10 protein-coding genes are annotated in these 15,874 nt (G+C 46.4%); 5 read left to right on the forward strand and 5 right to left on the reverse strand.

The window, feature by feature from the left end; translation table 11 throughout:
* The first annotated feature begins 86 nt into the window (after positions 1-86).
* Complete coding sequence (locus ACBZ72_10515; GenBank protein ID XES76602.1) at positions 87-944, forward strand: TrmB family transcriptional regulator; 858 nt, start codon at positions 87-89, stop codon at positions 942-944.
* Positions 945-1,076: 132 nt separating this feature from the next.
* Here the strand turns inward: ACBZ72_10515 and ACBZ72_10520 are convergent, their stop codons facing one another.
* Positions 1,077-3,479, reverse strand: a complete 2,403-nt coding sequence (locus tag ACBZ72_10520; protein XES76603.1) for a PQQ-binding-like beta-propeller repeat protein — start codon at positions 3,477-3,479, stop codon at positions 1,077-1,079.
* 382 nt (positions 3,480-3,861) lie between these two features.
* Between ACBZ72_10520 and ACBZ72_10525 the strand changes: the two genes are divergently transcribed.
* The gene (locus tag ACBZ72_10525) at positions 3,862-4,653 is read left to right on the forward strand and encodes a TrmB family transcriptional regulator (GenBank protein ID XES76604.1); all 792 of its coding nucleotides are present in this window, start codon (positions 3,862-3,864) and stop codon (positions 4,651-4,653) included.
* Between the two features lie 125 nt (positions 4,654-4,778).
* The gene (locus ACBZ72_10530) at positions 4,779-6,068 is read left to right on the forward strand and encodes an MFS transporter (protein ID XES76605.1); all 1,290 of its coding nucleotides are present in this window, start codon (positions 4,779-4,781) and stop codon (positions 6,066-6,068) included.
* Between the two features lie 235 nt (positions 6,069-6,303).
* Here the strand turns inward: ACBZ72_10530 and ACBZ72_10535 are convergent, their stop codons facing one another.
* On the reverse strand, positions 6,304-8,964 hold the full coding sequence (locus tag ACBZ72_10535; GenBank protein XES76606.1) for a PQQ-binding-like beta-propeller repeat protein: 2,661 nt from the start codon (positions 8,962-8,964) through the stop codon (positions 6,304-6,306).
* Positions 8,965-9,163: 199 nt separating this feature from the next.
* Between ACBZ72_10535 and ACBZ72_10540 the strand changes: the two genes are divergently transcribed.
* On the forward strand, positions 9,164-10,123 hold the full coding sequence (locus ACBZ72_10540; protein ID XES76607.1) for an Lrp/AsnC family transcriptional regulator: 960 nt from the start codon (positions 9,164-9,166) through the stop codon (positions 10,121-10,123).
* 24 nt (positions 10,124-10,147) lie between these two features.
* On the opposite strand, the gene ACBZ72_10545 is transcribed toward ACBZ72_10540, so the two are convergent.
* On the reverse strand, positions 10,148-10,708 hold the full coding sequence (locus ACBZ72_10545; protein ID XES76608.1) for a hypothetical protein: 561 nt from the start codon (positions 10,706-10,708) through the stop codon (positions 10,148-10,150).
* A gap of 277 nt (positions 10,709-10,985) precedes the next feature.
* Positions 10,986-13,862, reverse strand: coding sequence for a PQQ-binding-like beta-propeller repeat protein (locus tag ACBZ72_10550; GenBank protein ID XES76609.1), 2,877 nt, complete (start codon positions 13,860-13,862; stop codon positions 10,986-10,988).
* Between the two features lie 161 nt (positions 13,863-14,023).
* Between ACBZ72_10550 and ACBZ72_10555 the strand changes: the two genes are divergently transcribed.
* Entirely contained in the window at positions 14,024-14,881 is an 858-nt protein-coding gene (locus ACBZ72_10555) for a TrmB family transcriptional regulator (protein ID XES76610.1), read from the forward strand.
* Positions 14,882-15,001: 120 nt separating this feature from the next.
* On the opposite strand, the gene ACBZ72_10560 is transcribed toward ACBZ72_10555, so the two are convergent.
* A complete protein-coding gene (locus ACBZ72_10560) occupies positions 15,002-15,874 on the reverse strand; it encodes a prephenate dehydrogenase/arogenate dehydrogenase family protein (protein XES76611.1) in 873 nt (290 codons plus the stop codon).

Raw genomic sequence — 15,874 nt, forward strand, 5'->3', positions numbered from 1 at the left:
GAAGGCCAATTTATCGTTAGAAAATGAAGGTTTTTACAAAAGTTATATATACACATTTTGGCGTCACTGAAAAAAGGGAGAGAGAAATGACCATCAACGAGGAAAACCTAAGTGTATTTACTGAATTAGGCATGACAATACAACAAGCAAAAGTGTACGTAACCCTCAGCAAATTGGAACAAGCAACAGTAAAAACTATCGCGATAACTGCGCAAATGAACCGAGCCGAAGTTTATCGTGTTATACCAGAACTCCAAAGGCGTGGACTTGTGAAAAAAATCATAAGTGCACCCATTGCCTTTCAAGCAGCCCCATTATCTGAAGGATTCGCAATTCTGCTGGAGTATAACGCTGAAAAACACAGGAAAATCCAGCGGCAAACACAGCAATTTCTCCGGGAATTTGACAGCCACAATGAAAACACAAGCCAAGAAAACTCTGAATATTATTTGGCAACTGGACTACGAGCTGTGAAGCGAAATTATCGATCCGACCTGCATGGAACCCAAACTAGCAAAGATTGCATTTTGGACTGGAAAACCATGTCAGATGCGGTTAATAGAGACTTTGAATACATCGAGGAAGCCATAGAAAGGGGCGCGAAAATTCGATACATCACATGCGCGCCTAAAGATGCAAAGATGCCGCAATTCATCAAAGCCTTGGCCAAAACTAATTCTTTTGAATTAAAAACCGTTTCAGAAGTCCCAAAAGCAGGAGTGGATATATATGACAAAAAGATAATCCATTTTATCGTATCGAACACAAATGAGGAAGAAATTGAAGTTTTACGGACAACAAGCTCGGCATTAGTAGAGTTAGCGCAAGACTATTTTGAGTTGAAGTGGCAGTCAGCAAAAAAACCCCGCTGGTACAAGAAAAAACGTCAACAGAAGACAAGCATGAGAGAGATGGTTTGCTGGGGCTCTGGGACGGAATCTTAGGAGAGAAAGAAACGAAAATCCAAACAAAGAGCAAAGTTGGAAATTCATGCCCAAAGCCCACTCAGCCCCCATATTGTAGCCATAACTTTTTTCCATAAAAAAAAGAAAGAGGTGGTATTTGGTCTCCTCTGTTTATTGTCGTCGACGAAGAGTGAAAGCTAAAGCTGCGGCAATTACTATGATGATGGAGACGATTGCAGCTATAACTATGTAGGTTGTTGTTGGCAATCCACTGGTTGGCTGAGGAGCAGGACTTGGTGAAGGTTCCTGAGCCTGTGTTGGCGGTGCAGTTGGTGCAGTGGTTTGAGTGGGAGTTGGTGTGAGGTCTGGGACTGGCGAAGCAAGTGGGGCTGCAGCGGTTTCTGTTGACACAGCAAACATGGTTACAGCATGCGAACTGAAGTAAGAGTCGCTTCCTTCGAAGGTGGCGGTTACTTTGTAGAGCCCTGGAACTGGCGGAGTCCAAGTCAAACCGAAAATGCCATCAGTGTCGCTTATGGCGTTCCCGATGTCTTGCAAGTTGCCGTTAGGGTCGATAGCGGTTAGATGTACTGTTACACCGGTTGCGTCTGTGGGTTTTGGCTGCTGCATATATAGATACTCCATCCAATCAGTCATGACTTCGTCAGCAATTGCGGGAGTGCCGGCTGCTGGGATTCCCAGACAAGTATTACCTGGGGACTGGTCAGTTATGGTGCCTGTAAGCAACACTGTGGACCCTTGTGCCGAAACTGTAGGTGTAGCTTCTATTGTGGTTGCTGTTTGGCCTTTGCCGAAGCAGTAGATTTGGTTGTCATTTCCGTTAAGGGATAGCAAGTAGCCATCTGCGACAACTGCGGGTCCCATTCCAGCTCCGCGTCCGCCTCCTGAGCCGCTCCATAAGCCTGAAACGGTCCATATGCCTTCGCCGGTTTCTGCGTCTATAGCGTGTAGTTTTTCGCCTTTCCATACGGGTGCGCCTGGACTATGTTCGTTGGTTGCAACGTAAACTTTTCCATCTGCAACGGTTATTCCACCAAAGAAGGGATAGTGACCGTAAGGAGTTTCCAGTCCTGCGTTTCCACCGTAATAGTCCCAAAGGTGTGCGCCGTTTTTAATGTCGTAGCAGTGTACCATTCCGTCATAGCCGCATGTGTAGAGTTTACCGTAAGCGATAACGCCTCCTGCAGGGTATGAGGCCCAAGCATCAGTCATAGGCTCCGTCTCCCACAAGGCATCGCCGGTGGCAATGCTGAAGCCGTACCATTTCATTGTCTCTTTTGCAAACATTACGTAAACGCCTTCGCCGTAGGGTCTAGGGAAGTTGCCTCCGAAAATCAGCGGAACATCACCAGCTAGTGCAGTTCGGTTTTTGAGCCACAATTGTTCCCCTGTGCTTGCGCTGTATCCGATGTCAACCCATGTTTGCTGAACGTTGGTGCTCGCTGTTGAAGCCAGTACTATGCCGTCGGAAATTTGGTTGATAGACTGTGACCCTGTGACGTCGGGCACGGTTACGTTCCATTGAATTCCAGTGTTCCAGTCCAACTGTGACCCGCCGCGTGGTCTCCATTGCCATGCCGTCGTTCCCGATGTGCCTTCTACCATACCTTTTACCAGAGAAGAGTTCCAAAGTGCAAGCCAGTTGCGTGCTCCGCTAAGAATATACACCAACATGTCACCGTTGGAAGACATTACAAATTTTCCGTAGGTAGCATTTGCTAAAGTCAATATTTGCTCGCCTGTGAAGGCGTCATACATTATCCAGGTGTTGGTATGGCAGCTCCAGAGATAGGGTATAACACCGTGCTGGTTTGGTGACTCGTAGTCATACAGTTGACCTAACGTTAATGGACCGCCGTTGTTGTAGGAACTGGTGTCCTGTGTCCACAGTGTTTCCCCAGTTCGTATATCAACACACTGGAATCCTTGAAATGAAGAGGTCCCCAAAGGAGTATTGTAGTAAAGTCGACCATTGATGATTATTGGCGGTGCCCATTTACCTTCGTAGGTCAGTCCTGTGTAGAGGTTTATGTCTCCAAATTCGCCTCCAGTTAGGCCGCCTAATGCGAGAGACCTTGTCCATAATACGTGTGCAGTCTCGGGTGCGGTTGTGTATGGATTAAACGCTCCACCGTCGCCAAAGAAACCAGAGGTTCCACGATAGCTTATGTCGTAGCCAGCTTGGAGCCAATTTCCAGAAATAGATGCCCATTGCGTGTTTTCTGCGTATATTGGTCTTTGCCAGTAGTCGTCAGGAAGTGACGTTGACGGTAAATATTGCAGCTCATCCTGTTGGACTATGAGCACTACTTGAGAACTCATGCTGCTTTTGTAGTTTGTTGAGCCGATTGTTTGCCCAGTGTAGCGTAATAGGAAAGTGTAGTTGCCAAGCATGTCAGGAGTATATTTAGCCCATTGAGAGCCAACAGGGTCGGAAGAGAAGGGCCCAAGAGTTTCCCTTGTTCCATCTGGCTTTGTCACATCTACTATAAAGTCCGCCCATGGGATGGCCCAGCCTTGAGTATCAAGTGGCGGGATGTTCGAGAGCCACATTGAAAGGGTCACGCTTTGACCGAGCCCAATAGGGTTAGGTGCGACAGCAAGAAAAGAGTAAGTACTGAGGTCTGCAGCATGCACATTTGAAATGGTGACCATTGAGGTAGCAATAGCCAGAATTAGGAGTAGAGCGACAGCAGCGGTTGCAGGTTTTGGTTTAGTTGTTTTTCGACAAGCGTGAAGTTTTTTTTCACAAGTTTTAAAGAGTTCAAAGTTGTTGATTTTTACTCGTATTTCCCCCTTTTTTTTGCCACCAGCTTTGTCTTAAAATCCTATTAAGAACTAAGGTGTGTACAATACAAACGTGAGTTTTAAAAACGGTTAAAAACGGACAGCATAATAGACAATGTATACCTCCTGAAAGAAACAGTGAGAATCAATGATACTATCGGAGAGAGACATCCAGACACTTGTTCGTGCTGGACTTAGCTACGCGCAGGCTAGAACATACCTAGTTCTGGTCATTATAGGTCGGACATCAACCAAAGTAATTGCACAGTTGGCTAGAACAGACGCTGCCAACACCTATAGGGCAGTCGTGGGTCTTCAAAATTTATCATTAGTTAACAAGATTATAGCAAAACCAAACCTCTACGAAGCAATTCCAATAAAGGAAGGCATCGCGCTTTTAAACGAAAGGAGAAAAGACGAATTTGTCGAGGTCACACAGCTAACAACACTTCTAGGCGAAAAATTTGAAACACCCATCTGTGATCAACCTCAAATGTCTAAAGATCAATTCTTGATAGTTTCCCCCAGAACTTCATACATTAATGCCAGCATCAAAAACTATCAGAATGCTAAACACAGCATAGATATTATCTCGACTCAAAAAAGGTCCGCACAGTCGGCAGACATCTACGCTGATGCCGAGAAAAAGGCACTGGAACGAGGAGTAAAACTTCGTTCAATAATAGAGAATCCAACCAATAAAATAGTCCAAAACCGCCCTGAACCTGAAGGAAAAAGGTTATCCAATAAACAACGGAGGTACATCACAGAGGTCCCTAAAGTTGTCGGCGCGATTTTCGACAATGAAGTAGCAACATTTCTAATCAAGCCCGATGCCAGCTATATGGAGTCTCCATGTCTTTTGACAAATCACGCAGGATTCATCCTAATGTTCCGAAACTACTTTGACAAACTGTGGGAGTCTGCAATTCCTTTTTGATTCAAAGCGATAAGAAAGAAGTTTTCTTTTTGCTGCATGAAACCCAGAAGAAAACTCCATTTAAGTGAATTCTCAAAAGGGTTAAATATTAAATGGTTGGAAGGAGTTGGGATAGGGGGCTTACGGTGGGCTGCAGGTTCCTTTCCCCCAAAAGGAAAATTCAAACAGGACTCCTTCTTCCAGCGATAATCCTTGCAGTTTTTGCAACAACAATACTAGATGTCTCGGCACCGTTACTTCTTACAGACATCGCCAAAACCTTTCAAATTCAGGTTGGTATAGCAAGCAGCATACGATCGAGCTCATCAATCGCAGGAGTGATCTTTGGACTATTAATTGCTGTACTTAGCATTCGCTTTAAACATAAATCGCTTTTGTTATTTGGGTTGACCTGTGAATTTATCGCAAGCATAATAGCCTTTCTATCTCCAACGCTGGACATCTTAAGATTGGCACACTTTCTTGACGGCGTTGGATCAGTTATAGTTCTTGCGATGGCATATTCGTTGGTGGGTGACTTTTATCCTCCAGAAAAGAGGGGTAAACCGATTGGCGGAATAGTCGCAGCTGGAAGCTTAGGTTTCATCGTTGGGGCACCACTAATCGGGCTAATTTCGAGTTTTGGAGACTGGCGGGTAGTTATGCTTTGGTTTGCGTTACCTATTTCATTGGTAAGCTTGGTTTTTTCCAAAATAGCCATTCAATCAAAACAACCAGAACCGGAAACACCCAGCGAGCCTGTTTTGCCAGGACTTAAACAAATTCTTTCGAACATATCCATTTTAGCTTGCCTTATTGGAATAATGTTTTTTGCGTCGGCAGGTGCGATGTCTGTGTACTTGGTTTCTTTTTGGAAGCATCAATTTGCAATAACTACAAGCATGGCGTCTCTGACGATATTAGTTAACTCTTCAGTAGGCGTAGTTGCGGGTTTAGTTGCTGGTCGACTGCTAAATCGGACTGGACGAAAAATCCTCTTGATAACTGGGGGATTAGTCGAGAGTGTATTGATAATTTTGATGATGGTTATGCCGACCTTTGCTTTGTCATGGGGAGTAAGCACAGCCAGAATCTTATGCTTCAGCTTTGCGTCGACCGCGTTTGCAGGGCTGAACTTGGAGCAAACGTCAAATTTCCGTGGCACAATGATGTCTTTAAGCGGAGCATTTTCCAGTTTGGGTTCTCTTATCGGAATTACTATCGGCGGTCTAGCATTAAATGCATACAGTTATGAAGCGACGGGGTTTGTGCTGGGCGCATCGGGAATTGTTTCGGTTATTGTGGTGGCTATGTTGGCTAAAGACCCCAAAAAAATTGTAACAATACCAAGTATTATTCCACGTCAAGAACATCTAAATTTGCCCAAGCAACCAATTCAGGCAAATTATACTTCGAGCGAACGACCTGAAAAATAAAGCACCCCTAAACCGTGGTTTTCAAAATGGATTTGACGAAATATGAAACGCCATTTACAGAAAAAGGAAATAGCGCTGAAAGGGTTTGCTGGGGTTTTGGGACGGATCTTAGGAGAGAAAGAAACAAACGTCCAAACAAAGAGCAAAGTTGGAAATTCATTCCCAAAGCCCACTCAGCCCATTTTTCGCTCCGTTAAACTCATTTTTCCACAAAAAAAGGAAAGGTGTTTGGGGTTTATTTTCGTCTAAGCACTAACACTGCAGCAGCTGCAACAACTACGATGACGGCTACGGCGATAGTGATGTAGATGGTTGCTGGTGTACCTGCGGTGGTGGATGGTTGTGGAGCTTCACTGGGTGAAGGCGAGGCGGGCGTTGGTGTTACTACGGCTGGTGTTGCTGTGTCAGATGGCTGGGTTGGCACCACAGCTGGCGCGGCTGCTGTGGCTTCTGAAACGATAAAGGCTGCTCCTGCTTGGCTGCGGTAGTATGATTCTGAGCCATCAAAGGTTGCAGTCACCGTGTATGTTCCTGGAACGGGCGGAGTCCACGCATACGCAAAATTGCCAAGAGAGTCAGTAACTGTGGTCGCAATATCCTGTGTATTTCCATTGGGGTCAACAGCAGTCAAATGCACTGAAACGCCTAAAACATCGTTAGGCTTAGGCTTCTGCATGTACACATACTCCATCCAAGCACTCATGCAATCATCAGAAACCGCAGGAACACCATTGGGGAAGCGAGTTGTCTGTTCGTTTTGGTTTGTGCCCGCCGCGATGTCAGTGACGGTACCTTGGATTAGTACGGGGGTTCCTTGGGGTACAGCAATGTTTGGTGCGGTGACGGTGGTTGCGGTTGGACCTTTACCTAGGGCGTAGAGTTGGCTGTCGTAGGTGTTGAAATAGACTAGGTAACCGTCGGCAATTACGCCGGCTCTGTTAGCGTGGTTGGTTGAAGAAGGCCAGCTAAGTAAACTCCAGATTTGTTCGCCGGTTGTTGCGTTGATACAGTATACCATTGCGTCTTTGCGTGAGGGTTTATCGTTTGAGTGCTCGTAGGTGAAGGTGTAGATTTTTCCGTCAGCGATGTTGCCTATGTAAATTGGCCAGTTGGGGTAGGGTTCTCCTAGTGGTGTGTGCGTGCTGTTTCCTGGACCGCCGTTGCCAAATGTCCACAAAAGGTCGCCTGTCTTTATGTCCATAGCATAGATTATTCCGCCTGTTCCTGCAGAGTACAATATGCCGTTAGCTAGGGATTGTGCACCAGCATGATAGCCGCCCATTCCACCGTAAGAGTAGTAGTTGAAGGCGGTTTCGTCGCCGACTGGCCCCCAAAGCAAGCTTCCGTCATCCATGCTGTAGCCGGACCACTGCATTGTCTGCTGGTCTGCAAGCGTAAACACGCGGTTTTCGATGTCAGTTAGACCCCATTGGCGTGTGACGTTTCCGACAGTGGTGTAATCCTTGATCCATAAGAGTTCGCCTCGTGATTCGGGTTTCAGGCTAATTGCAAACACGGTGTATGCCAATTCAGTCTCTGTGTGGTATCTCGTAGTTGAGGCGGAACCGAAGCTTCCAAGCAGCATGTCTTCAGGGATGACTTTGCGCACTGTTGGATTGCCATAGCCGTTAAGGCGGGGGATTGTTACGTTCCAAGTATAGGCGCTGCTCATGTCAACTGATTTCCCGTTAGGTCTCCATTGATAAGCTGCAGTGCTTGTTTCATCGGTGGCGCCTTCTAAGCCCACATTGTGCTGAGTATTGTTCCACAAAGCAAGCCAATGGTTATTGTTTTCAATGACGTAACGTACTATTTCGCCGCGCGGACCGTACATGATGTTGCTGCCTGACGGAACGTTGGTTAAGTTGTAGAGCCAAAGCCCAGTTAATGAATCGTATGCCATCCAAGTTGTTCCACTTACACGCCACAGAGTTCCATCGGGTATAACGCCGTGCTGATTTTGAGATTCATAGTCGAAGAGTTGACCAAACGATGGAAGAGCGGTTGTCCATTCTTGTGACCAGAGGGTTTCGCCAGTGGTCAAATCAACACACAAGTAGCCGCCGCCAGAGTTCGCATGCCCCAACGGCAGTGGATAGTAGAGTCTTCCATGTATGATCATTGGATTGCCAAAGCGCACCTCGTATGATTCTCCAGCATAGTATGTTATGTCCGAAACAGGGTAGCTTCCGCCGACAACACCTCCATCTTGGAGGGGCTTTGTCCACATAACATGTGGGCTGTTTGGAGCCGCACCATTTGGCTGAACATTATATGTTTCAGCGGGTCCTGCACCAACAAGCCAGTTGGATGCGATAGTAGCCCAAGCAGTGTTTTGTCCTTCTATGGGTCGCGTCCAGTACTCCGTTGGAAGGGGATAGCTTGAGGGTGGAGACACTTCGTCTTGTTGCACCACTAAGTCAAGTGTGGCGCTGCTGGGCAGGAAAGTGTCGTTTACGTAGTCGCTGGGTTGGCCGATTTCACCTGTTGGTCCATACAACGAGAGGACCTGCCCTGGGAACTTGAAGGTCATGGTGTATGTTCCAATGGAGTCAGGGGTGTACATAGCGTAGCCTCCTCCAATAGGGTCAGACGTGAAAGGACCCAAAGTTTCGGTGGTTCCGTCTGGCTTGTTGATTTCTACGGTTAAGTCACGCCACCTGTCGCCGCCCAATCCTTGAGAGGTTGCGGGCACTTGGTTAATCCAAAAAACAATAAGGACAGTCTGGTCCACGCCGACGGGGTTGGGTGAAGCTGAAATATAAGCCCATGTTGGGACATCCAAAGCGGGTTCATGCGCGATGGCGGTTGGCAAAGCAAATAATGTGGCAGCGATTGAAAGCGTCATAATCAGTGTAGCCACGGTTGCGATTTTTTTATTTTTTAAACTTATCATTCATCCTCATTCTCCTATATTTTTTGCCTTTCTTCAGAACACTACGAGGGACTCCAAACATAAAATTATCGGGAATTTACGATTTTTGTTGTAAAAATCTAAAAATTACGCTAACAAACCCAAAAGTAGCCGTAAATATTCGGAAGTAAAAGATAAAGAACAGCCTACATCAATAATACAAGAAAACGGTTGCAACGAAATGGATGAAACAGACGCAAAAATATTATGGGAACTACTAGAAGACGGAAGAAAAACTTTTGCAACAATAGCAAAAAACTGCAACGTATCTCAGGACGTTGTCTGGAAACGTTACAAAGAAATGAAAGAAAACGGCATCATCGTTGGCGCCACCATTCAATTCAACTACCGCAACTTCGGTTACAGCGGAGTAGCAATGGTGCTGCTTAACGTGGAATCACAATATGTCAACGACGTATTGTCACGTCTTAACAAAATCCCCGACGTCAGAAGCATGCGAAACTACAATGCAACAAACAACATTTCATCCATAACCACGCTACGTGATTTGAGTGATTTGGATGTGGTTAAAGAAACCATAACAAGACAAAACCCCGTAAACGAAATGAAAACGTACATTTGGACTGACGTGAGGAATATTCCAGAAAACATCGTCACAAGCTTTCTTAAGGAAACGCCAAACAACACTACGAGCGGTAGTTCAAGTTTCAGAAAAATCAATCAACTAAAACTTGACGAGATAGACACCCAGATAATAGATAAGCTCACCGCTGATGGACGTATACCGTTTAGTAAAATTGCGCAGGAACTGGGGATTTCGACAGAAACGGTTAGTCGAAGATATGAACGGCTAAAAAAGAACAGCTACATCAAAGCCTCGATACAAATCAACCCCAAAAAACTGGGTTTCAAAATAATTTTGGATACGCGTATTTCGATAGCGATACAAAGCGAAACAAACAAAATAGTGGAGACGTTGTGCAAAATACCCGGGGTAAGCCATGTTGTCAAATTGAGTGGTGACTATGATTTGTCGGTAGCCGTTTTAATAAAGGACTGCGACGATATTGTTGCTTTTAACGATAAATTAACGAAAATACCCTACATCAAGAAAATTGAGTGCAGCATGAGGGAAACGTACCGCTGGCCAGGGCCTAGACAGTACCTCACCACTTTCTAAACCTAAATCAAATCGGGTGCGCCTTTACCCTTGCTTAGTTGTTTTAACTCGTTGATACAGGCGATAGCCTAGATAACCGCCAGCTAAAGACTCCACGATAGTCACAGGCAAAAGCATGACAAAAACGGAAACAAAGGTAGAAAAAAAGGCAGGGGCATACAAAAAGGTAGAAATAAGGATACTTACAAGCGGCTGCAGCACCCAATAAAACAAACCGTTAAGGACACTCCACAATTTCAGCTTTTTACGACCACTGAAAACAGGATACAGACTGTTGACTACAATATCAACCACAAAAGCGGTAACAACGATGTAGATTTTACCCAGCAGATCAAAGGGCAACCCACCCAAATATGTAGGGACAATAAGCAGCATGAAAATCGTCATCTGAGCAAAAAACCTCCAACGCCTGCCCTCGTACATAAGAAGAGAAAAACTGGTCAAAGTAGCCAAAATAACCGTAAAAACAGCATTCGCCCCCGGAATCCCTGTAATCATAGAAGCGCTCTGCACAACTAGCAAAGTCAAAACTAAACCAACAACCGCCAGAGAAACAACCATCGTGAGGTCTTTTGTGCTCCACATAGTTCTTTACTTTTAATTGTGGTACGCTAATAAATTTAGCCTGAAAACCTGAAAACTGTGTAAACAAACAACTTCAGAAGCGGCAGTTGAGCAAAGAAAAAAACACATTTGAAGCCGCCAGCAGATTTTTGGTTTGCTGGGGCTCTGGAACAAAAATGTCAGGAGAGAAGAATTAAGACCCAACGAGCAAGGGGGAAATTCATCTTTCCAGAGCTCACTCAGCCCAATCCTGCTTCGGTTCTTGTGGGGAATAAAAAAAGGAAAGAGGGGTTTGCGTTTATTTGCGTCGTCTAAGGAGGACTGCTGCGGCTGCCACTATAATGACGACTGCTGCGGCTGCGATGACAATGTATGTTGTGGTGGTTAATCCGCTGGTGGGCATTGGAGCTTCTGCTTGGCTGGGAGAGGGAGAAGTTAAAGTTGCTGTCGGAGCTTGTGTTGGGTTTGCAGTTTGCGGTGGACTGCTGGGCGTGACTTGTGCTACCGCTACTTCGCTCACTAGTAAGCTGGTTTGTGCGCTTGAGCCACCGTAGCTGTCAGAGCCTTCAAACGTAGCTGTTATGGTGTAGACTCCGGGGACGGGTGGATCCCAAGACAGCGCGAAGTTGCCCGTCAGGTCTGTTGTCACAGTGTCGATTTCTTGAGTGTTGCCGTTAGGGTCAACTGCCGTTAAACAAACGGGAACACCCGTAGCATCTGTTGGCTTTGATTGTTGACAGTAAAGGTACTCCATCCATGCACCCATCGATTCATCAGAAACTGCTGGGGTACCAGCGGCTGAGGCGCCAAAGCAGGTTGTTCCAGGGGACTGGTCAGTCACTGTGCCCGTAATCAACACTTCAGTGCCAAGGGGTGCTGCGAAGTCTTGGGTCTCAACGGTTGTGGCGCTGGGTCCTTTGCCGATGCAGTATATCTTGTTGTCATATTGGCTGGAGCTTATGAGGTAGCCGTCTGCTACAGCAATTCCCTGACTGAAACATGCCAGTTTCCAGACTTCCTCACCGTTATCTATGCTGATGCCGCGTACGTAGGATTGGCGCCAGAGGGGATTGGTTGGCGAGTGCTCAGTGGAGTAAACGTAAACCATTCCGTCGCAGACTGCACCTATGCTAAGTGGCATGTTTTCTCCGTAGTTGCTTTCAAAACCGTAGGGTGCTGATGATGCTCTGTAAACCCAAAGTTCTTGACCCGTAATAGCGTCGTATGCGTACATTGCTCCAGTGTATTGTCCCGTAACTAGGAGTACACCATCGTAGACGGCGGCGCGTTGACTGTAGTAGTAGAATTGTTCATTTGGAGGCGGCGTTGCAGTGGGTCCCCATTTCAGGTTTCCAGTTGCTAACTCATAAGCCCAGAGTTGACCTGTTTGTGCACATCTTAGAACAAAGATGCCACTGTCATAGTCCACTGTGGCGATGCTCCAAGTGTGGTTTTGTCCCGGCAACGGAACTGTTATGTCCTTGTTATAGTCCAGTGTGATAGTGAAGCCAAGGTTGGTGTTAACGCAGGGGTCTAAAGTTGGCCAAGGACTGTAATCTGTAGCATGCTCATTTATTGTTGCAAGCCATATGGCGATTGTGTCTCCAGTACAGGAGCCTCCGATGCTGCCGTAAGTGGAAGCGATCGATGAACCAAATATCTGCTTGGGTACGCGTTGGCTATCTTGAAGTATCGTCATGGACCCCGGCAGACCTTTGAGGGAGTCGTCGGTTACGTTCATTGTGTAGCCTGAGTGCGGAGTCAGCAATGCAGTTTGTAGGTCGGGTTCAAAACTGCTGCCCCAAGTTGTGCTGGCATTTAACCAGGCTGTATCGTTAACCGCGTCGATTACTGCGCCTAATGCAGGTCGGAAAACCTGTGCACCGCTCGATGTTGCGCCTCCAGGATAAATAGCCTTACTTGAATTCCAGCAGAGAAAGTTGCCATTGGCACTGTCGTACTGATAGATCAGCAGACTTCCATCTTCGCCTGTTGCTGAGGTGCCTCTGGGCACGTTTGTCAGGGTCAGGATTACGTTTCCAGTTGTGGAGTCAAGCATGTACCACGTTGACATTGAGGTAGCGAATGTTGTAGCCATTTGCTGCTGCATCCACAGGAACGAGGCGACTCCATCGCCATTAACTGAGTTGTAGTGGTATAGTTGACCGCAGGATAGCACGTAGAATTGTTGCGCGTATGAAGGGGCGGTGGATATGTGGCTGGGTGTAGTTATTGAGTAAGGATTGTCAAGGCCATTGTCGGTGCCGTTCTTATACCAAATCTGGTTTCCAGTGTAGAGGTCAACTGCGTAGTAACCATATTTTGCCGTCTGTTGAGTTGTAGGCGCATTATAGTAGAGTATTCCGTTCATGATTATGGGGTTGCGAAAAGAACTCTGATAGTCGTTTATGTTGTTAGATATCGAGGGCCATTGTGCATCGGCGATGCCCCCTGGGTAGCCACTGCTTGAGGGTGATTCAGCACAAAGCGATGCTGCCCACAACACGTGAGCACTTTTTGGTCCAGTGCCGGCTCTTTGGAAACTGTTAGTTAGCCAGGTGCCCCCCAACCAGTTGCTTGCAAGTTGGGACCAATCTCGGTTTTGGCTGTTTATGGGCGTGGTCCAATATCCATCGGGAAGGGATGCTTCAGGCCAATAAGATACGGGGTCGGCAGTTACGACAAGGGAGCAGGGTTCACTTGTTGAGCCAAGAAATTCGTCACCAATTGTGGGCGTATCATAGGTGGCTGCACTGGACTTGACGGTGCCTCCAGGCCAACTGAACACTATAGTGTAATTGCCAATTTGGTCAGGCGTGTACGACACGAAGTCGCTGGCGACTGCACTGGAACAGGTCCATGGTCCTATCGTCTCGGTGGTTCCGTCAGGTTTGGTGATATCCAACTGGTAGCCTTCCCAGACTTGACCAACTGCGCCGCCGGCTGTAGGCGAATACCGGTCAGTGTACACAACGATTAGGCAACGTTGGTTAACGCCGATGGGGTTTGGAGTAACAGTGACGTAGGCGCTGGTTGGAATGACCCAAGGAGGCGAATAGGCATGAGAAGAGGGCAAAAGCACAAGAGCAGAAGTCATGCTGAGAATCAAAAGCAATGCAATTGCGGCTGCTGTGGTTTTGTTTCTTGAATAGGGTTTTTTCCCAAAATTTTTCATGTCTCTTTCTCCGTTTGCATAATGGTTCACAAATTCTTTCTGAACCGCTTATAGCGGTTTGCTAGTATTGTACGTACTAGCAGCGAAGTGTAGCACGCGAGGATTCCGAGTTAAATTTATATTCACAACTTAAGAAAAATGGAAGCTGGAGAGAAGAAATATTGAATTTTAAAACTGAAGAACTCGAGATCCTAAACCTGCTTGGGTTGACCACCCGGCAAGCCGAAGTTTACATAACCATGGTTCAATTGGGACCCTCACGGGTCACATCAATCGCGAAAAACGCCCAGATTGAACGGTCCGAAGTCTTCCGAGTGATGCCCATACTCCGACAACTGGGCTTGGTTAGAAAAATCTTGACAAACCCAGTCACCTACGAGGCACTCACCATCACCGAGGGAATCACTGCACTTTTAGAGCAAGCAAACGAGGAGCATGAGGCAATTAAAGTCAGAGCTCATCAAATAGTTAAACACCATAGAAAAAGGGTTTTTGAAAGAAAAGAGCACGAGGAGCCTAAATACTTCTTAATTTATGGCCAGAAGGCAGAAAGAAGAGAGTTAATGGCGACTCTTAAGAAGGTTGAAAGCACGATAGATTGCATAGTAGAGTGGAATCAGTTTCTTAGAGTGCTTGACAAACATTTTGAGCTTTTTGAGAATGCTCTAAAACGGGGAGTTATTATACGAACTCTCACAAATGCCTCGATACATCAGGGAATACCCAAAAGCGTTCTATCATTAAAGAAAGAAGGCGATTTAGAAATTAGACATCTTTCAACTGCACCACCTGCAATTCTGGCTTTAGTTGATGGCAAAACTTCGGAGATAGTAACCTATGACCCCCTGAATTCTGAAGCGCTAACAAGTCTATGGTCAAATAATAGAGAGTTCATTGCAGTAATGCGAGACTACTTTAGCATGAAATGGAACCTTGCAGCCGAGCAGACAGAATTTCAGAAAATTGGCAAAATTGGTTCATTATTGGAGTTAGAGAAAAGATACGGTGTAAGGGAATGAACCAGGTCACAAATCGAGGGGGTTCTCAGGCAGTATGCATGCCATGATTGCTTCTTCCTTCTTGAAAGGCCATTAAAAGCTACTTGACGCGGCGCAACCTGCAAGTCGAACAGTTAAAGGCTATTTTTCTGTTGACTCAAGCATTTTGTACATGACTTCATAGGATTTAACGAAGTCAGCGTCAGATTTCTCCAACTTTTGCTTAAGCTGCTTCATCCGTTCAGTGATGGTTGCTGAATCTTGCTGTTTTATCAGGTCTAGCCACTCCTGGGCTTTCGTGATGAATTGCGCCTCGATTTCCCGAATTTTGGGCAGTTTTGTTTGAAGATTAGCAAACAAATCAGGTGTTTCTAGCGCTGTGGCTTCTGCTAACGTGAACAGCATGCGGTACGTGGTTCCCGCCACCTGCTTGGTCTCGGCAAAATCAGGTTGCTCCAGCAACGTTTCACAAGCGGCAAGGCCAAGAAAGTGCGGCATCCCCAAAACCACAGAAATCAACGCATCATGCTTTTCCGGCGACATTACAAAAACGTGGGCACCTTCCTTATCGAGCCATTTGCGAAATTCGTCGGCGTAGGCAGTTTCTTGGGCGTTGGTGGGTGTGAGGATGTAGGTTTTGTGTTTGACGCCTTTGCTTCCTGGACCAAAAAGGGGGTGAGTCCCCAAAACCAAGCCACGCGTCAAGTTCTCATGCATCACCTTAACAGGGTACTCTTTGATTGAGCAGATGTCCATGATGACTTGGTCTTCGCGTGTGTTAGGGGCGATTGTTTTGACCACTTCCTCAAAGGAACTTATGGAAACGCAGAGCATTATGCGGTCGGCGGCTTTCACGGCGTCAGTGAAAGTGGCGGTTTGTACGCCAAGCTCTTCTCCCAGCACCGCAAGCTTCTGCGTGTTTCTGCTTGCGAGGATAACGTGGTCTCCGTTTTCTTTGCAGAACTTCGCGAACCAGACGCCCATTTTTCCTGCGCCCAGAATCGCGGTGTTCAT

It is taken from the genome of Candidatus Bathyarchaeia archaeon, assembly GCA_041447175.1.
In the GTDB taxonomy this organism is placed as follows: Archaea; Thermoproteota; Bathyarchaeia; order Bathyarchaeales; family Bathycorpusculaceae; genus JADGNF01.

Bases quoted from the DNA above. Each gene is read 5' to 3' on its own strand.
- ACBZ72_10515 (XES76602.1), top strand. From the start codon at position 87: ATGACCATCAACGAGGAAAACCTAAGTGTATTTACTGAATTAGGCATG.
- ACBZ72_10520 (XES76603.1), bottom strand. From the start codon at position 3,479: ATGTGGCTCTCGAACATCCCGCCACTTGATACTCAAGGCTGGGCCATC.
- ACBZ72_10525 (XES76604.1), top strand. From the start codon at position 3,862: ATGATACTATCGGAGAGAGACATCCAGACACTTGTTCGTGCTGGACTT.
- ACBZ72_10535 (XES76606.1), bottom strand. From the start codon at position 8,964: ATGATAAGTTTAAAAAATAAAAAAATCGCAACCGTGGCTACACTGATT.
- ACBZ72_10540 (XES76607.1), top strand. From the start codon at position 9,164: ATGGATGAAACAGACGCAAAAATATTATGGGAACTACTAGAAGACGGA.
- ACBZ72_10545 (XES76608.1), bottom strand. From the start codon at position 10,708: ATGTGGAGCACAAAAGACCTCACGATGGTTGTTTCTCTGGCGGTTGTT.
- ACBZ72_10550 (XES76609.1), bottom strand. From the start codon at position 13,862: ATGAAAAATTTTGGGAAAAAACCCTATTCAAGAAACAAAACCACAGCA.
- ACBZ72_10560 (XES76611.1), bottom strand. From the start codon at position 15,874: ATGAACACCGCGATTCTGGGCGCAGGAAAAATGGGCGTCTGGTTCGCG.